This is a genomic window from Lentzea sp. NPDC092896 (assembly GCF_044754905.1).
In the GTDB taxonomy this organism is placed as follows: Bacteria; Actinomycetota; Actinomycetes; order Mycobacteriales; family Pseudonocardiaceae; genus Lentzea.
This window is the reverse complement of sequence record NZ_JBIVPX010000011.1, coordinates 188,167-209,081: the sequence shown is the minus strand read 5'-3', so window position 1 is coordinate 209,081 and position 20,915 is coordinate 188,167. Positions and strand designations below refer to the sequence as shown.

Here is a 20,915-nt window from a genome sequence, read left to right as displayed (position 1 = left end):
CCTGTGAGGGCAGATCCTCACAGGGCCCGGCACGTGCAAACGACTTGAAGGACTAGCGGGACTACGGCTTGTCCGCGACCTTGATCTTGCCCTCGATGATCTGGGCCTTGTAGCCCTCGAGGATGCCCTGCAGCTTCGCGTCGATCTTGCCACCCGACGTGGCGTAGCCGACACCGTCCACCTTCAGGTCGAAGACCTTGGGCAGCGAGGCGAGATCGTTCTTCGCGACGGCCTTGATGAAGTCGTAGACCGCGACGTCGACGCGCTTGAGCATCGAGGAGACGATGACGTCCTTCGTGTCGGCGACGGTCGCCTGGTTGTACTGGTCGGAGTCGACGCCGATGGCCAGCACGCCACCCTGCTTGGCGGCCGAGAAGATGCCCTTACCGGACGCGCCCGCGGCCTGGTAGATGACGTCGGCGCCCTTGTCGATCTGACCCTTCGCGGCTTCCTGACCCTTCGGGGCGTCCTGGAAACCGGTGAAGTCACCGGCGGGGGTGATGTACTTCTTCTCGATCTGGATCTTCGGCGCGGCGGCCTTGGCACCCTGGAAGTAGCCGGCCTCGAACTTCTGGATCAGCGGGATCTCGACACCGCCGACGAAGCCCACGTGGCACTTCTTGCTCTGGTACGCGGCGATGACGCCGGCCAGGAAGGAGCCCTCCTGCTCGGCGAACACCAGCGGCGTGACGTTCGCGGCGCCGTCGACGGCCGAGTCGACCAGGCCGAACTTGACGTTCGGGAACTCCGCGGCGACGAGCTTCATCGACTCGGCGTAGGCGAAGCCGACACCGATGATCGGGCTGAAGCCCTCGGAGGCCAGCTGGCGCAGACGGGTCTGCTTGGCCGACTCGTCCTCGCTCGGAGCCGCGGACAGCTCGCGGGTGTTCTCCTTCTTCACACCGAAGTCGGTGAGCGCCTTGTCCAGACCGGCGGCGGCGGAGTCGTTGAACGACGCATCGCCACGGCCACCGATGTCGTAGGCCAGACCGACCTTCAGCGTGCTCGCGTCCACCTTGTCACCGTTGGCGGCGCTGGTGTTCGAGGTGGCAGGCGCGGTCGGGGCCTCGGCGAACTCGCAAGCGGCGCCAGTGCCCGTGCCCGAGCTGGTGTTTCCGCCACCCGAGTCCTTCGCGCAGGCGGCCATAGTCATCACGCTGGTCAACGCGATCGCGGCGACCGCGACACCACGCATACGACGACGCACGGCTCGTCTCCTCCCTGAGGTTCCTCCCCAACGACGTTGTTGGGTCCTAGAGGCGGCACCGTACCTCTTAGTAACCAACCTCGTTGCCGTCAGCACCTACAAAGACCCCTATCGGTTACGCATTCGACGCTTTGGCCGTACCTGTGGTGATCACTCGTGTTCGGGGCGTGGCGAAAACTCCTCTTCGACCGCTTCCTCGCTCCGATCTTCGTCCGTTCGGCCCAGTTCCGCGCGCCAAGCCCACCGCTCCAACGCCCCCGACATGCCGGAAACCGGGCCGCCCGCAGGCCAGCCCGACGAGTTGTCCCTCCCCATGACGCCCAGGATGGGTCGGCGCGCTGCCGTGCCGCTGACTCCGGAATGTCATTCGCGTTGAACCGGTCGCGGGCCTCCCGACGTGTACGGGGTGGCAAGTGCCCTTGCCGACGACGGCGGCCCGGACCAAGGCGGAGGTCCTGGCCGCCGTCCTTTGTCGTCGTTTTGTGGCGTGGACCGCATTTCAGAATCGATCAAGACCGCTTGGTGGATCGACAGCGTGTCTCATCGATCACAGAGCGGGTGCGCCTGCTGGGTCGGTTCCAACGTGCGGGACTAGGATTTTCCGGTCATGGTCGGGAAGAACTGTTGCCGACCCACCACCACTGACGTTGGAGGTCGCGGCGCATGACCAGCGCAGGCGCACCCGAGCGGTCGGGCACCACCCGAGGGGGTGGGACGCTCTACCGCGGTGATCTGGGCATGTGGTCCTGGGTCGCCCACCGGATCACCGGTGTCCTCACGTTCTTCTTCCTCTTCACCCACGTGCTCGACACCGCACTCGTGCGGGTGTCCCCGAACGCGTACGACGCGGTGATCGAGACCTACAAGAACCCGATCGTCAACCTCTTCGAGGTCGGCCTCGTCGGCGCGGTGCTCTACCACGCGCTGAACGGGATCCGGGTCATGCTGGTCGACTTCTGGGAGAAGGGCGCCAAGTACCAGAGGGTCATGCTCTGGACCGTGCTGGCCGTCTGGGTCGTCGTGATGATCCCCGGCTTCTACTTCATGATGGAGCGCACGATCTCCGACCTGGTTGGGGGTCACTGACCATGTCACTCGCACTCGACAAGCCCCGCCAGCCGCGTCGCCCCGCGGCCCGCCGCAGCAACGGCGAGCTCTACAGCTGGCTGTTCATGCGCCTCTCCGGCCTGCTGCTCGTGGTCCTGGTCCTGGGCCACCTGTTCATCATGAACATCCTCGACGGCGGCGTACACAAGATCAACTTCGGCTTTGTCGCCGGCCGCTGGGCGTCCCCGTTCTGGCAGTTCTGGGACCTCGCGATGCTCTGGCTCGCGCAGATCCACGGCGGCAACGGCGTGCGGACGGTCATCAACGACTACGCCCGCAAGGACTCCACCCGGTTCTGGTTGAAGATGCTGCTCTACGTGTCGATGGTCCTGATCATCTCGCTCGGCACGTTCGTGATCTTCACCTTCGACCCGAACATCTCGAACTGACCCGCGCGGGGAGCCCACCACAATGCAGTTCCACAAGTACGACGTAGTCATCATCGGCGCTGGTGGTGCCGGAATGCGCGCGGCGATCGAGTCCGGCCAGCGCGCCCGCACCGCGGTGCTCACCAAGCTCTACCCCACGCGTTCGCACACCGGCGCGGCCCAGGGCGGCATGTGCGCCGCCCTCGCCAACGTCGAGGAGGACAACTGGGAGTGGCACACCTTCGACACGATCAAGGGCGGCGACTACCTGGTCGACCAGGACGCCGCCGAGATCATGGCGAAGGAGGCGATCGACGCCGTTCTCGACCTCGAGAAGATGGGCCTGCCGTTCAACCGGACGCCCGAGGGCAAGATCGACCAGCGCCGGTTCGGCGGCCACACGCGCAACCACGGTGAAGCCGCCGTGCGCCGCGCCTGCTACGCCGCGGACCGCACCGGCCACATGATCCTGCAGACGCTCTACCAAAACTGCGTCAAGCACGGCATCGAGTTCTTCAACGAGTTCTACGTGCTCGACATCTGCCTGACCGAGACGGAGAACGGCCCGGTCTGCACCGGCGCCGTCGCCTACGAGCTCGCGACCGGCGAGATCCACGTCTTCCAGGCCAAGTCCGTCGTGTTCGCGACCGGTGGTTTCGGCAAGGTCTTCAAGACCACGTCGAACGCCCACACGCTGACCGGCGACGGCATGGGCATCGTCTTCCGCAAGGGCCTGCCCCTGGAGGACATGGAGTTCTACCAGTTCCACCCGACCGGCCTCGCCGGTCTCGGCATCCTGCTGACCGAGGGTGCCCGAGGCGAGGGCGCGATCCTGCGCAACGCCTCGGGTGAGCGGTTCATGGAGCGCTACGCCCCGACCATCAAGGACCTGGCGCCGCGCGACATCGTGGCCCGTTCGATGGCCCTCGAGGTGCTGGAAGGCCGTGGCGCCGGCCCGAACAAGGACTACGTGCTGCTGGACTGCACGCACCTCGGTGCCGAGGTCCTGGAGACGAAGCTGCCGGACATCACCGAGTTCGCCCGCACCTACCTCGCGGTCGACCCGGTCGTCGAGCCCGTCCCGGTGTACCCGACCGCGCACTACGCGATGGGCGGCATTCCGACGAACATCCACGGCGAAGTGCTGCGGGACAACGACAACGTCGTGCCCGGGCTCTACGCCGCCGGTGAGTGCGCCTGCGTGTCCGTGCACGGCGCGAACCGCCTCGGCACGAACTCGCTGCTGGACATCAACGTCTTCGGCCGCCGCGCGGGCATCGCCGCCGCGGAGTACGCGCTGTCGCGTGAGTCCCACGTGGACCTGCCGGAGAACCCGGCCGCGTCCGTCGAGGCCCAGGTCGCCCTGGCGCTGTCGGAGCACGGCCACGAGCGCGTCGCGGACATCCGCATCGAGCTGCAGGCCACCATGGACGCCAACGCGTCCGTTTACCGCACCGAGGACACGCTGAAGAAGGCGCTGCACGACGTCCAGGCCCTGAAGGAGCGCTACGCGCACATCCAGGTGCAGGACAAGGGCAAGCGCTTCAACACGGACCTGCTGGAGGCCGTCGAGCTCGGCTTCCTGCTGGAGCTGGCCGAGGTGCTGGTGCACGGTGCTCTGGAGCGCAAGGAGTCCCGCGGCGGTCACGCCCGCGAGGACTACCCGAACCGCGACGACACGAACTTCATGCGCCACAGCATGTTCTACAAGCAGGGCGACGGTCTGGCCGCGGACATCCGCATGGACTACAAGCCCGTGACCTTTACCCGGTACAAGCCGATGGAGCGCAAGTACTGATGACCGCCACCGCTGAAACTACTGCTGGCTCGCGCGGCTCGCAGCCGCCGGTTCCGGACGGCGCTGTCACGGTCACCGTCAAGATCCGCCGGTTCAACCCGGAGATCGACGACGAGCCGCGCTGGGACTCGTTCGACATCCCGGCGCTGCCGTCGGACCGCGTGCTGAACCTGCTGCACCACATCAAGTGGTACGTGGACGGAACGCTGACCTTCAGGCGCTCCTGCGCGCACGGCATCTGCGGCTCGGACGCGATGCGCATCAACGGCGTGAACCGCCTGGCGTGCAAGGTGCTGTTGAAGGACTTGCTGGAGAAGGGCGACAAGCACACCACGATCACCATCGAGCCCATCAAGGGCCTGCCGGTGAACAAGGACCTGCTCGTCAACATGGAGCCGTTCTTCGAGGCGTTCCGCGCTGTCAAGCCGTACCTCGTCACCTATGGCAACGAGCCGACGCGTGAGCGCATCCAGTCTGTTGCCGACCGTGAGCGGTTCGATGACACGACCAAGTGCATCCTTTGTGCCTGCTGCACTACCTCGTGCCCCGTTTACTGGTCTGAGGGGTCTTACTTCGGGCCTGCGGCGATCGTCAACGCGCACCGGTTCATTTTTGACTCTCGTGATGAGGGTGCTGAGGAGCGGTTGGACATCCTCAACGACATCGATGGGGTTTGGCGGTGCCGGACCACGTTCAACTGCACCGATGCTTGTCCTCGTGGGATTCAGGTGACCAAGGCTATTCAGGAAGTTAAGCGGGCTTTGCTGTTCAAGCGCGTTTGATCTGGTTTTGGGTTGGTTGAGGCGCCGCGTTCCCGTTGGGGGCGCGGCGCTTTGGCGTTTGTGTGGGTGTGCGGGTTGTGTGCGGTGCGGGTTGTGTGCGGGCCGTTGCTGTTCCAGCGGGGTTGGTCGCGTTCCGTGCGAGAGGTCGCCTTGCGAGGGTGGGCGCGCGGGTAGTGACGAAGTGCGGGGTTGCGATTGGGGCTTGACCTTGAGCCTCTAGCTGGGCGCGTAGTCGGCCTCAAAGACCGGGGTTCAAAGCGCCCCGGCCGAGCCCAGACAGGGTGGCACCCAGCCCCTCAAGGTCAAGCCCCAATCGCCATGAGCGGGGTGCACCGCTACCCAGGCGGCATCGGTTCACACGGCTCGCTTCGCATCGCCACGCCAGGACTCGTACGTGGTTGCCTCGCGAGGGGCCGCGCCTGTTGGCACAGCGCGCCGGGCATACGTCGTGGTCGCCTTGCGTTGGCGAGTGCGGGTGGCACCACGAGGGTCGGAGGCAGCGTCAGAGTGCATGCTTGTTCAAGTCGCCTCCACCACGTGCACCGGTGGGCGGGGTCTGGCCGCTGCCGCCCGATGTGCCGCCTTCAGTTCGCGCGCCACTGCTTCCGGGCTGTCGCGCAGCCTCGTCGGCAGGGTCTGGAGGACGAGGATTCCCGCTGCCGCGTAACGGCTGTTGCGGGCGAGGGTTCGTTCGTAGTCGCGCGGTCCGAAGTGGAATGCCTTCGAGTCGATCTCCCAGGCCAGGCCCACGTCGTCGTACCAGGCGTCCGGTCTGCCGATCAGGACGCCGTCGGCGTTGGCGATCGTGGCGTTCCAGTGGGGTGTGGTGAGGCGGATCTTGCGGGAGAGGCGGCGGGCGTCTCGTTCTGCCACGGATTCGGCGCGGCCCAGTTCTTTTAGGACGGTGCGGACCAGCTTCGTGCCGAAGCGGTTGGTTCGGGCTTCTGCCGCGAGGTCTTGTGGGGTGCAGCGGCCTCGTTGGACTGCTGCTGCGATCAGGGTGGTGGCCTCGTCTTCGGAGCGCAGGAAGCGGCAGGCGTCTATGACGGCCCTGGCCGCGGACACCACCGGGTAGCCGCCGACGTCTGTTGACGTGGGCATGGGTGCGGCTCGTTCGAGGATCAGGAGGCCGCTGCCTCGGGCCGTGCCTGGGATCAGGACGTGGATTTCCGGGGCGCGGGCTGGGAGGCCGTGGCGGCGGCAGGCTTCGGCGCCTGTCACCACGGCTCCTGGGCCTGCGCGCAGGAGGGCCGCGGTCAGTTGTTGGTCCGCGGTGGGCGGGCCGTTGTGCAGCAGCACTACGCCTGGGTACATGCGCTGCCACGGCCCGCCCGCGGTACATCGTCGCCACGGGTTGGTGACGCCCAGTGACTTCAGGGCGCCGGCACTGATCACGCCGAGATCGCTGCGTTCGCGCAGGTGTTCGATTCGCACGTCACCAGTGTGACGAGGGACACCGACAGTTTCGAGGGGTCAGCGCCTGGAGGGTCGCCTGGCGCGGTCGATCAGCATCAGAGCGGTGCCTCCTACGAGGAGCAGCACGCCGAGCAGGAGCAGCCACGTGGTGGAGGCGCCGGTGTTGGCCAGGCGGTTGTCCTGGTGGACCGGGGGCTTCGTGACCGGCGGAGTCGCTACCAGCGGCTTCGTCGTCGTGGGCGGGGTGGTGGTCTTCGGCGTGGTCGTCGTCGACGTGGTCGAGTCCGGCGGTGTCGTGGTCCTCGACGTCGTCGTCGAGGTCGTCGAACCCGGCGGCGTCGTGGTCGTGGTCGTCGAGGTGGTCGTGCTCGGTGGCGTCGACCCCGGCGGCGTGTCCGTGGTCGTCGTCGTGGTCGAGGTCGTGGTGGTCGTCGACGTGGTCGTGGTCGTCGTTGGCGGAGTCGTGGTGGTCGTGGTCGTCGTGCAAGGGGTGGTGGTCGTTGTCGTCGGAGTGGTCGTGGACGACGTCGGAGGCTCTTCACCTCTCGGCGACGGCGCGCGCCAGTCTGGGCGTACTTTCGGGCACCACGCAGCGGCGCACACCTGGCCATCCCCGGAGGCCGAAGCTTCCGGGGCGGCACCGTGCAGTGCGACGAGCGTCAACACTGCTCCGGCGGTGAGCACACCGATATAGGCGATACGTGACATGCCACGGATGGTTGCGCGCGGGTACAGCCTGTCGGGTCAAAAGCAGGCCCACGTCACCCGCCAGAGCGGGCGACATCGCCCGATCAGGTCCAGAAGACCGCGATGCCCACGTTCAGCACGACCAGCGACGCGGCGGTCGGCAGCAGCCAGGACGGCGCCTTCGGCTTGCTGACGTTGATCGCCACGACGGCGGCGATGGCCACGACGACCAGCAGCTTCACGCCGATCTTGACGTGGTCGTACTTGACGGAGTCGACCAGCGGGTCGATGGCCACCAGCGCGACACCGGTCAGCAGCTGCAGCGCCGCGCCGTGCAGCCAGCCCTTGTTGACCGGGGCGTCCTTGCCGGCCCTGGCCTGCAACATGATCATCGCGACGAGCATGCCCATGCCGAGCAGGTGCAGGAACACCAGCAGCAGGCGTACGAACTCCACAGCGTTTTCCTTATCGACGTCGAGTGGCCAGGAATCCCCGCACGCCCAGCACGCCGATGACGGTGCCGAACACGAGCGAGGCGATCACGAGCACCAGGTGGACCGTGAAGAACGCGGTAGGTCCGTCGCTGAACGAACGGGGGTCCTTCCAGATGTTCTTCAGGAAAGTGGGCCAGATCACCCACGACCACAGTCCGAAAGCCACCAGGAAGAGTGACATCGGGCGCGAGAGCTTCACGTTCCCCAGTATCAGACGTGGCGCGTGCAAGCCGCTAAACGGGGGTGGATAGCCTGAACGTGTGCCCTTCCCAAAACGGCTCATCGTCGCCCTGGTCCTAGCAACGGCCACCGCCGCGTTCGCCGCACCGACGAGCACCGCACAGCAGGCCGCCGGCTCGGCTCAGTGTGAGAACCGCGAGACGCCGCCTCCACCGGTGGACACGTCCGAACAGCCGGCGCCCGGTCAGAAGGCCCCGCTCGCGCTCGAGGTGCCGGAGAAGCCCGTCGGTGGCGACCGGCTGGGCGAGTGCGGCCTGATCCTGCCGCCGAACTCCGGCCAGCCGCCCAGCGGCATCACCGCCGCGTCGTGGCTGCTCGCGGACATGGACAGCGGCGCGGTCATCGCCGCGTACGACCCGCACGGCCGTCAGCGTCCCGCCAGCGTCATCAAGGTGCTGCTCGCGATGGTCGTCGCCAAGGAACTGCGGGGCGACCTCGTCGTCACCGCCAGCGCCGAGGACACGCAGCAGGAATGCACCTGCGTCGGTCTCAAGGACGGCGGCCAGTACACGGTCCGCCAGCTGCTGCACGGCCTGCTGCTCACCTCGGGCAACGACGTGGCGCACACGCTGGCCCGTCAGCTCGGCGGCGTGCCGAACGCCCTGCGCAAGATGAACGCGATGGCCAAGGAGCTCGGCGCCCTCGACACCCGCGCCGTGACGCCGTCGGGCCTCGACGCCCCCGGCACCAGCACCTCGGCCTACGACGTCGGCCTGATCTTCCGCGGCGCGATGAAGTACGAGGAGTTCGCGACGGCCATCAAGCTGCAGCAGTCGCAGTTCCCCGGCCGCAACGGCGGCACGATCATGCTGCAGAACGACAACCGCCTGCTCACGAACTACGAGGGCGCGCTCGGCGGCAAGACCGGCTTCACCGACGACTCCCAGCACACCTACGTGGGCGCCGCCGAACGCAACGGCCGCCGTCTCGTCGTGGTGCTGCTCCGCGGCCAGCAGACGCCCACGCGCATCGACGCCCAGGCGTCGAAGCTGCTCGACTACGGCTTCTCCATGGGCCCCGGCGGCGTCGGCAAGCTCGTCGACGGCGCGCCGCAGCCGAAGCCGAAGGTCGTCCCCACCCAGGACAGCACCGACGCCCAGGACGTGGCGGTCACCGACCCGCGCACCGGCCGCCCGACGCCGACCGCGTTCGGCACCGTCGGCCTGCCCATCACGGCCGTCGCGGTGCTCGGCCTGCTGGCCGGTCTGGTGCTCTTCATCCGCAGCAAGCGCGCCAAGGCGGCCAGGGCACGCCGCCAGGCCGCGCAGCAGGCGGCACAGGGCGTCTGAGACACCCAAGAAGACGGCCCCAGCGCGCTCGCGCTGGGGCCGTTCTCGTTCTGAACGCTATTTGCGGCGCCACCGAAGGCCGAGCACCGCGCCTGCCAGCGCTCCGGCACCGAGCATCAACGACGGCGACGGCCCGGACCGCACGGACACCACGGGCTGAATCACCGCGGGCGGAGGCGCCTGCACGACCTCTGGCTCGCGGTTCTCCTTCGCGGTGGCCGTCCAGGCGGTGATGAACAGGACGAACTGCGCCACCAGGTTCGCGAACACCAGCACACCGATGACGGACCCGAACGCGGCCGAGGTCGGCGACTTGGTCGTGAACGACAGGAAGATCGTCGCCGTCTGCTTCAGGATCTCGAACCCGACCGCGCCGGCGAACGCGCCGCGGATCGCGCTGCGCCACCCGACGGGCTTGCGCGGCAACCGCGAGAGCACCCACAGGAACACGAGCCAGTTCGCGAGCAGCGACAGGATGATCGTGCCGATCCGCAGCAGGACGTGCGCCCAGCCGGCGTTCTCCAGCCCCATCCACCTCAGGATGAGCTCCGCGAACCCCGTCCCCACCGCCGTGATGCCGAACGACAGCACGATCGCGAGGCCCAGGCCGAGCAACGCCAGCAGGTCGCGCCACAACGTGCCGAGGAACGGCAGGTTCTCCTTCGCGTGGCCCCACTGCGCGGTCAGGGCGTCGCGGAGGTTGCCCATCCAGCCGAGACCGGAGTAGGCGGCACCGATCAGGCCGATGATGCCGACCGTGCCCTTGGACTCCAGGGCGGTGGTGACGGCGTCGTTGAGCTGCTTGCTCAGGTTGGGATCCGGCACCGCCTCGGTGATGGCCCCGCGCAGCTCAGCCAGCAGATCCGGCTGCGACTGGAGCACGAAACCGGCGACCGCGAAACCGATCATCAGGATGGGCACCAGCGAGAGCACGCTGAAGTACGTCACCGCGGCGGCGTAGTGCGTGCCGTATCTCTCGGTGAAGCGCTCATAGGCCAGGATGATGTGGTCGAGCCATGCGTACTTCCGCCGCCACTTGTCCACGCGTAGGACGCTAGTGCACTTGCACTACTCAGGCAGAACAAAGCCGATCTTCTCGTACGTGCGGCGCAACGTGCCGGAAGCGACCTCACGGGCGCGTTCGGCACCGGCGGCCAGAATCTTGTCCAGCGACGCCACGTCGTCGAGGTACGTCTTCACGCGTTCCTGCACCGGCGTGACCCACTCGGTGAAGACCTCGCCGAGGTCCTTCTTCAGGTCCCCGTAGCCCTTGCCGTCGTAGTCGGTGACCAGCGACTCGACCGTCCGGCCGGTCAGGGCCGAGTAGATCGTCAGCAGGTTCGAGACGCCCGGCTTGTTCTCGACGTCGAAGAGGACCTCGCGGCCCGTGTCGGTGACGGCGGAGCGGATCTTCTTGGCCGACCGCTTCGGGTCTTCCAGCAGCTCGACGACACCGCCGGGCACCGACTTGCTCATCTTCGCCGTCGGGTCCTGCAGGTCGAAGATCTTGGCCGTGTCCTTGACGATGTACGCCTCCGGCAGGCGGAACGTCTTGCCGTAGCGCGAGTTGAAGCGCGTCGCGAGGTCGCGGGTCAGCTCCAGGTGCTGGCGCTGGTCCTCGCCGACCGGCACGTAGTGCGCCTGGTACAGCAGGATGTCCGCGGCCTGCAGGATCGGGTAGGTGAACAGGCCCACGCCGACGGACTGCTCCTGACGTGCGGACTTGTCCTTGAACTGCGTCATCCGCGACGCCTCGCCGAAGCCGGTCATGCACTGCATGACCCAGCCGAGCTGGGCGTGCTCCGGGACGTGCGACTGCACGAACAGGGTCGCCCGATCCGGGTCGATGCCCAGCGCGAGCAGCTGCGCGGCCGAGACGCGCGTGTTCTGACGCAGTTCCTTCGGGTTCTGCTCCACGGTGATCGCGTGCAGGTCGACGACGCAGTAGAACGCGTCGTGCGCTTCCTGCAACGCCACCCACTGCCGCACCGCACCCAGGTAGTTGCCGAGGTGGAACGACCCGGCCGTCGGCTGGATGCCGGACAGGACGCGGGGGCGCTTGACAGCCTCTACAGGCGCGTTCTCCGTGGACACGAACGAAATCTTCTCAGACCCAGCTCGATCAGTTCTGCGCGGAGTCCTGCTGGACCAGGTCGATGCGCTGGTTGGCCGCGACGACCGGAGCGGGCTTGCGCCGCTTCACCAGGCCGTACACCAGACCACCCACGCCCGCCGTCACCGCGATCAGACCCACGGGACCGGCAGCGGTGCCGGTCATGCTGCTTTCGACCGCAGCGCTCAGAACCAGACTCATGCCGTGCACTTGCCGAGCCTCCCCAAGGCACAGATCCACCCCGGAACGGGTGAACCTTGCTGACTGATTGGCCGCCAAGCTACCGATCGCCGGTAGCGTCGATGCGCCGAATCAGACTATCGGTCACTCGTGATCAGATAGCACTCGCCCATATGTCGTAGTCCGCTGACGGGCGTTACGCCCTGCGAGCGAAGCCAGGGATTCAAGCTCACGCACAGTACGCGCCGAGCCGTGTTCAGACCCGGCCATGCGGCTGATGGTCTCCTCCATCAACGTGCCGCCGATGTCGTTCGCGCCGCCGTTGAGGATCTCCGCGGTGCCCTCGTCGCCGAGCTTCACCCATGAGCACTGGATGTTGTCCACGCGCCCGTGCAGCGCCAACCGTGCGAACGCGTGCACGGCGCGGTTGTCGCGGCGGGTGGGGCCGGGGCGGGCGACTCCTGCCAGGTAGATCGGGGCGTTGCGGTGCACGAACGGCAGCGCGACGAACTCGGTGAGCCCGCCCGTGCGGTCCTGGAGCTTCGCGAGCACGCGGAAGTGCGTGAGCCAGTGGCCGGGGTGGTCCACGTGGCCGTACATCATCGTGCTGGACGAACGAATGCCCAGCTCATGGGCCGTTCCGACGACGTCGAGCCAGGTCGCGGTCGGCAACTTGCCCTTGGTGAGCACCCAGCGCACGTCGTCGTCGAGGATCTCGGCCGCCGTGCCGGGAATCGTGTCGAGACCGGCTTCCTTGAGCTCGGTCAGCCACTCGCGCACGCTCACGCCGGCCTTCGCCGCGGCGGAGACGATCTCCATCGGGCTGAACGCGTGGACGTGCATCTGCGGAATGCGCTTCTTGATCGCGCGCACGACGTCGGCGTAGTAGGTCACCGGCAACTTGGGGTCGATACCGCCCTGCATGCAGACCTCGGTGGCGCCGTCGTTCCACGCCTCCTGGGCGCGGTCGGCGACTTCCTCCGCGGAGAGCCGGAACGCGTCGGCGTCGCGCTCGCGCTGGGCGAAGGCGCAGAAGCGACATCCGACGTAGCAGACGTTGGAGAAGTTGATGTTCCGGTTGACGACGTAGGTGACGTCGTCGCCGACCACCTCGCGCCGCAGGTCGTCGGCCAGGCGGGTCATCACCTCGAGCGCGTCACCGTCGGCCGTCAGCAGCGCCATCGCGGCCTCGGTGTCCTCGAGCAACGCGGCCGGGTCGTTCTCGGCGATCTTCAGTCCACGTTGGACGTCGTCGGGAAGCCGTTGCGGGGCAACGGGGATCTTCAGCTCGTCCCAGTCGCCGTAGACCTCGTCGAAGTCGCCGCGGCGGTCGTTCGTGCGGCCTTCGGTGTCGATCGCGGTGTTGAGGTCCGCGCGTCCGTAGGTGTCGGTCCCGCCGTCCGGTTCCTGCCACTCGCGGCCGACCACCTCGGCGTCCGGGTTCGCGAGGCCGTTCTCCAGTGCCAGCGCGGAAACGTGCGCGGTGAGCCGGGTGTCGATCCACTGCCCGACCGTCGCGCGGACGAAGCGCGGGTAGACGTTCAGCCGTTCCCGCAAGGAGAAACCGGCCTGCGCGGTGATCTCCGCGAGCTGGTCGACCTGGGGCCACGGCTTCTCGGGGTTCACGTGGTCGGGCGTGATCGGCGAGACGCCGCCCCAGTCGTCGACGCCCGCGCGCAGCATGAGGCCGAACTCGCCACCGACCAGGTTCGGCGGTGCCTGCACGCTCACGGTCGACGGCATCACCAGGCGTGCCACGGCGATCGTGGCCGCGAGCTCGGTCAGGTCGGCGTCGGGCATGCCGCGCATCGCCGTGTCCGGCTTGGCGCGGAAGTTCTGGATGATGACTTCCTGGATGTGCCCGTACTGCTTGGCGATCTGCCGCATCGCGAGCAACGACTCGGCGCGCTCGGCGATGGTCTCGCCGATGCCGATCAGGATTCCGGTGGTGAACGGCACGTTCACGCGGCCGGCGTCGGTGAGGACGCGCAGCCGGACGGCGGGATCCTTGTCGGGGCTGCCGTAGTGCGGGCCGCCCTTCTCACTCCACAGCCGTTCGGCCGTGGTCTCGAGCATCATGCCCATGCTGGACGCGACGGGCCGCAGCCGCGTCAGTTCCTCCCAGCTCAGCACGCCGGGGTTGAGGTGCGGCAGCAGCCCGGTCTCCTCCAGCACCGCGATGGCACTGGCCCGCACGTAGTCCAAAGTGGACTCGTACCCGCGCGCCTCCAGCCACTCCTTCGCGGCGGGCCAGCGGTCCTCCGGCCGGTCGCCGAGCGTGAAGAGGGCTTCCTTGCAGCCCTGGGCGGCCCCGGCCCGTGCGATCGCCAGCACCTCGTCGCGTTCGAGGAACGCCGCGGGCACCTTGTGCGGCGCGGTCGCGAACGTGCAGTAGTGGCACCGGTCGCGGCACAGCCTGGTCAGCGGGATGAACACCGACCGGCTGTACGTGACGATCCCCGCCCGCCCCTCGGCGAGCAGGTGCGCGTCCCGCACCTTGCCCGCCGCTGTCAGCAACGCGTCCAGGTCGTCCTCACGCGCGTGGAGCAGCACGGAGGCTTCGGTCGCGTCGAGCACCGCACCGTCGGCGGCCCGGCGAAGCGCACGCCGCATGGCCGCCGCACTCGGACGGGGCTGAGGTGGGGTTAGCGAGATGTCCACTGCCACGTCAACGACCTTAGGCCGCCGAAATTCCTGATCAGGTGTGACTGGCTGTGGGACATCCCACTCAGCGGACGGCGACGAGCAGCTCCGTGTTCCGGTCGAGCGGCGTGCCCAGCGGGTTCGTCCGCGAGTGGATGTCGTTGTAGGTGAACTCCCGGCACAGGCTGGCGAGCCCCGCGTCGCTGCGGTCGTCGTAGTCGACCTGATAGGGCGCGTCCGCTTCGAGCAACGTCGTGAACAGCGACAACGTGCCGTCGCCGTTGTCCGCGACCTCGATCACGCGGGCGTGCTGCGGGTAGTCGACGTGCGCGGCGGTGTTGATCTCCCAGAAGCTTCTGCCGGGTGTGTCGTGCCGGTGCGGCGTGATCACGTTGCGGTGCGTGTGGCCGTTGACCCACGCCAGCACGTTCGGAAAGCGGTGCAGGAGATTCACGAGCGCGTCGCCGTTCATCCGCGGGTCGAGCGGCCGGCGCTTGTCCGGCAGAACGTTGCCCATCGTCGTGCTCGTGTGGTGACTGAAGAGCACGAACAGCTCGTCGGTGACGTTCTGCCGTTGCGGCAAGCCCAGCCAGTCGTAGTAGAGCGAGCTGTTGCGCCTGAGGGTCTTCTCGATCCAGTTGAGCTGATGCAGCCCTATCGAGCCCGTGGAGAACCCTGCGAGGTTCGTGGTGTCCATGCTGATGCCCGTGACACCAGGCGCCATCCGAAACGTGTAGAAGACGTCCACGCCATCCGCGTTGGCGTCCGTGTAGCCGTGCCCGCCCGACGGCAGATGCTTGCGCACGAACTCACCGGTGTCGAACAGCCTCCGACGGCTGTCTGGCGTCACGGTGCGGACGACGCCGCCACTCGCGAGGATGGCCATCGCTTCCGGGATGGCCTTGGGATCGTTGAACGCCTGCGCGACCTTGGCGTTCTGCACGGGGTCGCCGAACCCGACGATCTTCTTGCGTCCCGTGTACCAGCTGTCGAGCAGCCCGTCCGGCAGCGCGCCGACCACGCTGTCGTCGTGGTTGCCGATCGTGGAGTACCAGGGGATGTTCAGGCCGGGGCTGGCGAACTCGCGGACGGCCGCGTCCAGCAACCCGTTGAGCTGCGGGAAACCCTTTGCCTTGTAGTCGTCGCCGCCGCTGACGTCCGGCTGCCAGAACGTGCTGATGCCCGCGTTCTGCACACCTTCGTATCGCGCGTCGCCGGTGTTCGGGGTGATGCGGCCGCCGTTGAGGATCGTGAGGAACCAGTCGAGCTCGACGTTCTCGTGGTTGTCCGTGTTGTCGCCGGTGGTCATGAGGAAGTCGAACGGCCTGCCGGTCAACGGCCCTTGGCGGACGGCGTTGACGCGACGGACGAGTGAGGTGGAGCCCTGCGTGGTGAGCGCTTCCTGCGGCCGGTGCGCGCTGGAGCCCATGATCGGGTGCAGGTACTCGAACCGGAGCGGACTCTGGGCGTCGCAGATGTGCATGTCGCTGAACTGCACGAAGCTGGCGAGCGCTCGGCGCCTGGCCTCCCGGTCGGGTTTCGCGGCGATGAGGTCGCTGCGCACGACCGTCGGCCAGCCCGGACCTGCGGCGAGCCTGCGGTAGCCGCTGGTGCCGATCGGCGCGGCCGTGACGTCGAGCGTGGTGCCCGCCGTGGACGCAAACGCTTGGCCGTCGAGGAGCGGGACGCCTGCGGCGCCCACGCCCATTGCCAGGAGGAACGAACGCCGGTTGAAGCCTGTCATGAGCCGCCCCCGATTCATCGATGGTGAATCGTGTTCATATTCGGGGAACGGGTGGGTGGAATCGAGCCGTCAGGTGGGCGACAAGAGCGATAAAGGCTGTTCGGGCTGGGTCAGTCGGAGTACTCGACGGTGACCGGGGCGTGGTCCGACCAGCGCTCGGCGTACGTCGCCGCCCGCTCCACCACCGCGGTCCGAGCCCGAGCCGCCAGGCCGTCCGTCGCGACCTGGTAGTCGATCCGCCAGCCCGAGTCGTTGTCGAAGGCCTTCCCCCGGTACGACCACCACGAGTACGGCCCGACGGCATCGGGGTGCAGCGCGCGCATCACGTCGTTGTACCCAGACGCGAACACGGACGTGAGCCACTCCCGCTCGTACGGCAGGAAGCCGGACTCCTTCTGGTTCGTCTTCCAGTTCTTCAGGTCTGCCTGCTGGTGCGCGATGTTCCAGTCGCCGCACACGAGCACCTCACGGCCCGATACGGCCGCCTTCTCTCGTAGCGACACCAGGTACGGCAGGAAGGCCGCCATGAAGCGGTCCTTCTCGTCCTGCTTCTCGGTGCCCACGTCGCCGGACGGCAGGTAGAGCGACGCCACCACGACGCCGGGCAGTTCGATCTCCACGTAGCGGCCGCTCGCCTCGAACTCGGCGGTGCCGAAGCCGATGCGGACCGAGGTGGGCTCTACGCGCGAGAGGATGCCCACGCCTGCACGGCCCTTCAAGGACGACGGGGCGTACACGCCGTGCCAGCCCTCGGGCGAGTGGACGTCAGGGGTCAGCTCGGCTGGTTCGGCGCGGACTTCCTGCAGACACACCACATCCGCGGAAGTCGAGGCGAGCCACGAGAGGTAGCCCTTCTTCGCGGCGGCGCGCAGACCGTTGACGTTGACCGTGGAGACCGTGAGCACGACGGAGGAGCCTACTGGGAGGCCAGACCCCAGGGCTTCGGGTACTCGGCGCCGCAGCCGGCGCAGTGCGCGGTTAGGTCGAGGTAGCCGACGAGGGTGGCCATCTCGTCGCGCGGCAGGGCGAGCTGGCGCTGGCCGTCGATCTCGGTGTAGAGGCCCTGCCACTCGGGGTCGCAGGAGCACTGCGTGACGCCCTTGGCTCTGCCCCACCGAAACATGTTCCGCAGCATGCCCGCAAGTTTGCCACACGCCACCGAAGTCGTTGACCAATGCAAAGCCGCACTTCGGCGATAGCGAACTGTTGAAACCAAAGACTTGAGCGTGCGGATCATCGGAAGACATTCTTCTGGCGGGCCCAGGAAATCTCCCCCAAAGCACGAAAAGCACCAAGGAGAAGCAATGAACGCGATCAAGGGTGTTCTCGCCGGTCTCGCCGCCACCGCCGTGCTGTTCGGTGGCGCCGCCCAGGCCTTCGCCGCGCCGGCGCCGGCGCAGTCGGCCGAGGTGTCCGCGGACCTGACCGGCGAGGTCGTCGCGGTCGTCAAGGGCAAGTCCATCAAGGTCAGGGTCGACGCCTCGACGACGGTGGACGTGGACTACGACGTCGTGAAGACCATCATCTCCGGTGAGCTGGAGGTCGGCGCGAGCGTCGACGTCAAGGGGCTGAAGCTGGGCGGCAAGATCTTCGCGTTGGGCATCATCGTGCTCAAGTAGGACGAGCGGGAAATGGCCGGCGCCGCCCTCACGCGCCGGCCTTTTCCAACGCGGCGGCCAGATCTCGCCGCCCGGAGATCCCCAGTTTTCGATAGGCGCGGGTCAGGTGCAGTTCAACGGCCCGTGGCGTCACGAACAACTCCGCCGCGATTTGCCGGTTCGTCAGTCCGTGCACCGCGCGCCGCACGATGTGTTCCTCCTGTGCGGTGAGCACCGAACCCGACGGCAGGCGCGCCGGACGTCCGCCGGCCGCACGCAGTTCCCGTGCCGCGAGGCCCATCAACGGGATCGCGCCGCACCTCTTCGCGACGTCGTGGCCCTGCCGCAACGCCGCCAGCGCCTCGGGGCCGCGGCCGAGCGACCGCAGCACCACTCCCCAGTCGATCAACGCCCGTGCCAGCTCCAGCCGGGCCGGAGTTCCGCGCAACGCCGACACGGCCTCCTCCAGCAGCAGAGCGTCCGAAGCCACGACACCGGCAACCCTCGCGGAAACCCCGACCGGCACGGCGAGACCCCAGTCGCGCGCCAGTTCCAGCTCCTGGAAAGCCAGGCGGGAAGCCTGATCCCGCTCCCCCAAAGCCAAGTGCGCCAACGCCGCGTGCGAGCGCCACGGTTGCAACGACGGGTTGCGCGCGCCACGGCGTTCCATCCGCTGACCGCACAAGAGGTGGTCGCGCAACGCCGAAACCGGATCTCCCAACGCCATGTGCAGGCGGCCACGCTGGTGCAGCAACGCGTTGTAGTGCGAGTACTCGGGCAGATCGCCGTCGAGCGAGCGTTCGCGCACGAGCCGCGACGCCGACGCCGTGTCGCCCGTGTCCACCCACACGCCGGCCAGCCCGGCGACGGACACCACGATGTTGCCGTCCTGCCCCGCGCCCACCGAGTCCAGCCGCGCCAGCGACGCCAGGCCGAGTTGTTCCGCCACGGCCAACGAACCCAGCCGGCGCGCGACGTGACACCGCAGCCCCTGCACCAGAGCCGCGCACAGGGCGAGGTCGCGTTCGGACGTCACCCGCAGCGCCTCCTCGCACTGCCGGTCCGCCAGCTCGTACTCGTCGAGCCCGAGCAACGCCACGATCATGTGCGCGAACGAGAACTGGTCGATCAGGTCCCGCCCGACGTGCAACGGCAGCGCGGCCCGCACCCGCCGCCGCGTCTCGCCGGGGTTCGCGCCGATCGTCGCGCCCCTATACGCCAGCAGGGTGTTCAAGAAACGCGCGTTGCGGGCCGACGTCATCCGCGAACCGAGCAACCGCGCGATCCGCGTCTCCACCTCGCTGGAGAAGAACGACTCCTCCAACCCCAGCGACAACGCGTACAGGTCCAGCCGCTGAGCCAGGTCCGGGTCCGCACCGCAGACGCGCGCGATCACCGACTCGACCTTCGCGACCGCGTCCCGGTACAGCCGCCGCCCGGCCAGGTCGTAGGCGAGCAGCAACGCCATCCGCCCCTCGGCCAGCACGTCCATCGACGCACCCGCGGCCTTGTGCAGCGACGCGCGAGCCGCGCCGGGATCGACCAACGACTGCGCCTCGCTCAGCTCGACCAGCACCTCGCCGCGCAGGTCGTCCGGCAGCGGTTCGCGCAAAAGCCTGCGCAGAAAGGCGATCGCTCTGTCCGAAGTGGACTTCCGGGCCACCGCGCGCAGCACGTCCCGCACCCACTCCTCCCCGATCGGCGCGGCCTCGAGCAAATGCGCCGCCACGACGTCGACGGACGCCTGGTCGTCGTACCGGAACCGGGCCGCTCGCGCGTGGATCGCCGCCCGGTCCAACGCGGCCGTGCTCTGCGCCAACGTCGACAGCACCATCGGCACGCCCGCGAAACCCAAGCCGCCCAACGCCCGTGACGCGTCCACGGCCTCCTGCGGCCCCAGCCCGGCCGCCGCACCCGCCAGCGCCAGATCGGCCTCGCCGAGCACCGCGAACGCCTGCGCCAGCGCCACCACCGCGGCACCGGCCGACGACAGCCGCGCGACCAGTTCGCCGGCGCGTTCCCCGAGGTCGCGAGGGCGCAGACCGAGCAGATACGGGTTGCCGCCGGTCGCCACCCGCCAGTCGGCGACGACCTCGTCGGTGACCCCGGAAGCGAAGAGCGTCCTCAGAAACCGCGCACACCCCGCCTGGTCAAGACCTGCGAGCCGGACGCGAACGGCGTCACCGACGACCTCGCGCAGCAACGGCGCGTCGACCACGAAACCCCGCGTCACCACAAGGACGACCGGCAGGTCGCTCAGCCGCCTTCGCAGGTAGGACAGGAACTTCAACGACGGTGCGTCGGCCAACTCCACGTCGTCGACGGCCAGCAGCACAGGAGAGCCGAGGGACATCTTGCGAACGAGCCGGTGCAGCCGGTGCATCGCCGCCTGATCGGCGTCCCCCGCCAGGATCGCGTCGGCTTCGCTTTCGAAGAGCTGCGCCGCCACACCGAAGCGGAACCCGGACTCCGAGGCGGAGCACTGTGCGCGGAAGACCTGGAAGCCCCGCTCACGAGCGATCCGCACGGTTTCGGCGAGCACCGTCGACTTGCCCATGCCCGCGCTGCCCTCGACGCACACGACAGCGGGAGCGGCCTCCAGCGCCTCGCGCACCACCGTCAGTTCGCGCCTGCGGTCGGACACCGCGGAACTCGCGACCGCCACCGAGGCATCCCTTCGCCGCACGCGCTTCGAACACGTGGCGGCGCGTCCGGCCGACCCCACTGGGCCAGCCGGACCAATCCTATTGGGGTTCCTCCGGGTGTATCCCTACTTGCAGGTGGAGTCGCTGGTCAGCGCGACGAACGACTGGCTGACCCAGCGCCGGTCGCTCAGCATCCGGTAGCCGTTCTCGACGCGGCCCTGCGCGTCGGTGACCGCGTCACGCGGCATGGTCGAGACGATCGGCTGCATGTCACCGGGACCCGACCGGACGTTGAGGATGTCCGCGGTCACCGTGATCTTGCAGATCTCCGACCCCTTGTCACTGCCCATCGGCTTGCCGCCGTTCACCGCGTACATGACGCCGGCGACCCCGAGCACACCAATGACGATCATTCCCCGAACCGGAACACCCAGCATCGCGACGCCTCCGCACAACACAAGCCCTGGAACAGCAGATATAGCGGCTGGAGGGCCGGTGTGGACGGCTCGGCGCGGCAACCACCCGCAAGAGGAACCGACCGGGTGACGCCCAACGCGAAAGGCCACCCCGGTGTGACCGGGGTGGCCTTCTCACGTACTCGAAT

General features: G+C 68.0%; 21 protein-coding genes. 7 read left to right on the top strand and 14 right to left on the bottom strand.

From position 1 onward, the window contains the following. Positions 1–61: 61 nt before the first annotated feature. Positions 62–1,195, bottom strand: a complete 1,134-nt coding sequence (locus tag ACIQF0_RS40055; protein ID WP_360044599.1) for a BMP family ABC transporter substrate-binding protein — start codon at positions 1,193–1,195, stop codon at positions 62–64. A gap of 675 nt (positions 1,196–1,870) precedes the next feature. Here ACIQF0_RS40055 and sdhC point away from each other — a divergent pair. The 4 genes from sdhC to ACIQF0_RS40035 are packed head-to-tail and all read left to right on the top strand — an operon-like array spanning position 1,871 to position 5,262. Next, positions 1,871–2,293 carry a succinate dehydrogenase, cytochrome b556 subunit gene (sdhC, locus tag ACIQF0_RS40050; RefSeq protein ID WP_093591546.1) on the top strand — a complete coding sequence of 141 codons (423 nt, stop codon included), beginning with the start codon at positions 1,871–1,873 and terminating at the stop codon, positions 2,291–2,293. A gap of 2 nt (positions 2,294–2,295) precedes the next feature. Continuing rightward, entirely contained in the window at positions 2,296–2,703 is a 408-nt protein-coding gene (locus tag ACIQF0_RS40045) for a succinate dehydrogenase hydrophobic membrane anchor subunit (RefSeq protein WP_086660969.1), read from the top strand. Between the two features lie 22 nt (positions 2,704–2,725). After that, positions 2,726–4,480 carry a succinate dehydrogenase flavoprotein subunit gene (sdhA, locus tag ACIQF0_RS40040; RefSeq protein ID WP_360044405.1) on the top strand — a complete coding sequence of 585 codons (1,755 nt, stop codon included), beginning with the start codon at positions 2,726–2,728 and terminating at the stop codon, positions 4,478–4,480. Continuing rightward, positions 4,480–5,262 (top strand): succinate dehydrogenase iron-sulfur subunit, encoded by a 783-nt coding sequence (locus tag ACIQF0_RS40035; RefSeq protein WP_319975049.1) that lies wholly within the window; start codon positions 4,480–4,482, stop codon positions 5,260–5,262. The genes sdhA and ACIQF0_RS40035 overlap by 1 nt, the downstream gene beginning before the upstream one ends. Positions 5,263–5,781: 519 nt before the next feature. Here ACIQF0_RS40035 and ACIQF0_RS40030 read toward each other — a convergent pair. Together ACIQF0_RS40030 and ACIQF0_RS40025 are read right to left on the bottom strand one after the other, a co-directional pair. Further along, positions 5,782–6,696, bottom strand: coding sequence for a hypothetical protein (locus ACIQF0_RS40030; protein ID WP_401038881.1), 915 nt, complete (start codon positions 6,694–6,696; stop codon positions 5,782–5,784). Positions 6,697–6,735: 39 nt separating this feature from the next. Continuing rightward, positions 6,736–6,813, bottom strand: coding sequence for a hypothetical protein (locus tag ACIQF0_RS40025; protein WP_401039147.1), 78 nt, complete (start codon positions 6,811–6,813; stop codon positions 6,736–6,738). On the opposite strand from ACIQF0_RS40025, the gene ACIQF0_RS40020 reads away from it, so the two are divergent. Beyond that, the gene (locus tag ACIQF0_RS40020; RefSeq protein WP_401039166.1) at positions 6,782–7,372 is read left to right on the top strand and encodes a hypothetical protein; all 591 of its coding nucleotides are present in this window, start codon (positions 6,782–6,784) and stop codon (positions 7,370–7,372) included. The genes ACIQF0_RS40025 and ACIQF0_RS40020 overlap by 32 nt on opposite strands. Positions 7,373–7,469: 97 nt before the next feature. On the opposite strand, the gene ACIQF0_RS40015 is transcribed toward ACIQF0_RS40020, so the two are convergent. Next, the gene (locus ACIQF0_RS40015) at positions 7,470–7,820 is read right to left on the bottom strand and encodes a hypothetical protein (RefSeq protein ID WP_319975046.1); all 351 of its coding nucleotides are present in this window, start codon (positions 7,818–7,820) and stop codon (positions 7,470–7,472) included. A gap of 10 nt (positions 7,821–7,830) precedes the next feature. Continuing rightward, on the bottom strand, positions 7,831–8,058 hold the full coding sequence (locus tag ACIQF0_RS40010; RefSeq protein ID WP_360044416.1) for an SCO4848 family membrane protein: 228 nt from the start codon (positions 8,056–8,058) through the stop codon (positions 7,831–7,833). 61 nt (positions 8,059–8,119) lie between these two features. On the opposite strand from ACIQF0_RS40010, the gene ACIQF0_RS40005 reads away from it, so the two are divergent. Next, positions 8,120–9,388 (top strand): D-alanyl-D-alanine carboxypeptidase family protein, encoded by a 1,269-nt coding sequence (locus tag ACIQF0_RS40005; protein WP_401038877.1) that lies wholly within the window; start codon positions 8,120–8,122, stop codon positions 9,386–9,388. A gap of 57 nt (positions 9,389–9,445) precedes the next feature. On the opposite strand, the gene yhjD is transcribed toward ACIQF0_RS40005, so the two are convergent. The 7 genes from yhjD to ACIQF0_RS39970 form a co-directional block, all read right to left on the bottom strand. Further along, positions 9,446–10,432: an inner membrane protein YhjD gene (gene yhjD, locus ACIQF0_RS40000; protein ID WP_401038875.1), complete on the bottom strand. Its 987-nt coding sequence runs from the start codon at positions 10,430–10,432 to the stop codon at positions 9,446–9,448. Positions 10,433–10,456: 24 nt separating this feature from the next. After that, a complete protein-coding gene (gene trpS / locus ACIQF0_RS39995) occupies positions 10,457–11,482 on the bottom strand; it encodes a tryptophan--tRNA ligase (RefSeq protein WP_401038872.1) in 1,026 nt (341 codons plus the stop codon). Between the two features lie 28 nt (positions 11,483–11,510). Continuing rightward, positions 11,511–11,702, bottom strand: coding sequence for a hypothetical protein (locus ACIQF0_RS39990; RefSeq protein ID WP_093591525.1), 192 nt, complete (start codon positions 11,700–11,702; stop codon positions 11,511–11,513). Positions 11,703–11,825: 123 nt separating this feature from the next. After that, on the bottom strand, positions 11,826–14,348 hold the full coding sequence (locus ACIQF0_RS39985; RefSeq protein WP_401038869.1) for a bifunctional FO biosynthesis protein CofGH: 2,523 nt from the start codon (positions 14,346–14,348) through the stop codon (positions 11,826–11,828). A gap of 61 nt (positions 14,349–14,409) precedes the next feature. Next, entirely contained in the window at positions 14,410–16,068 is a 1,659-nt protein-coding gene (locus ACIQF0_RS39980; RefSeq protein WP_401038868.1) for a TIGR03767 family metallophosphoesterase, read from the bottom strand. 110 nt (positions 16,069–16,178) lie between these two features. Next, entirely contained in the window at positions 16,179–16,973 is a 795-nt protein-coding gene (locus tag ACIQF0_RS39975) for an exodeoxyribonuclease III (protein WP_401038867.1), read from the bottom strand. A gap of 11 nt (positions 16,974–16,984) precedes the next feature. Beyond that, a complete protein-coding gene (locus tag ACIQF0_RS39970; protein ID WP_319975036.1) occupies positions 16,985–17,203 on the bottom strand; it encodes a hypothetical protein in 219 nt (72 codons plus the stop codon). Between the two features lie 169 nt (positions 17,204–17,372). On the opposite strand from ACIQF0_RS39970, the gene ACIQF0_RS39965 reads away from it, so the two are divergent. After that, a complete protein-coding gene (locus ACIQF0_RS39965) occupies positions 17,373–17,687 on the top strand; it encodes a hypothetical protein (protein WP_401038865.1) in 315 nt (104 codons plus the stop codon). Between the two features lie 28 nt (positions 17,688–17,715). On the opposite strand, the gene ACIQF0_RS39960 is transcribed toward ACIQF0_RS39965, so the two are convergent. Beyond that, complete coding sequence (locus tag ACIQF0_RS39960; protein WP_401038862.1) at positions 17,716–20,331, bottom strand: AAA family ATPase; 2,616 nt, start codon at positions 20,329–20,331, stop codon at positions 17,716–17,718. 105 nt (positions 20,332–20,436) lie between these two features. After that, the gene (locus ACIQF0_RS39955; protein ID WP_093591502.1) at positions 20,437–20,724 is read right to left on the bottom strand and encodes a hypothetical protein; all 288 of its coding nucleotides are present in this window, start codon (positions 20,722–20,724) and stop codon (positions 20,437–20,439) included. Positions 20,725–20,915 lie beyond the last annotated feature (191 nt).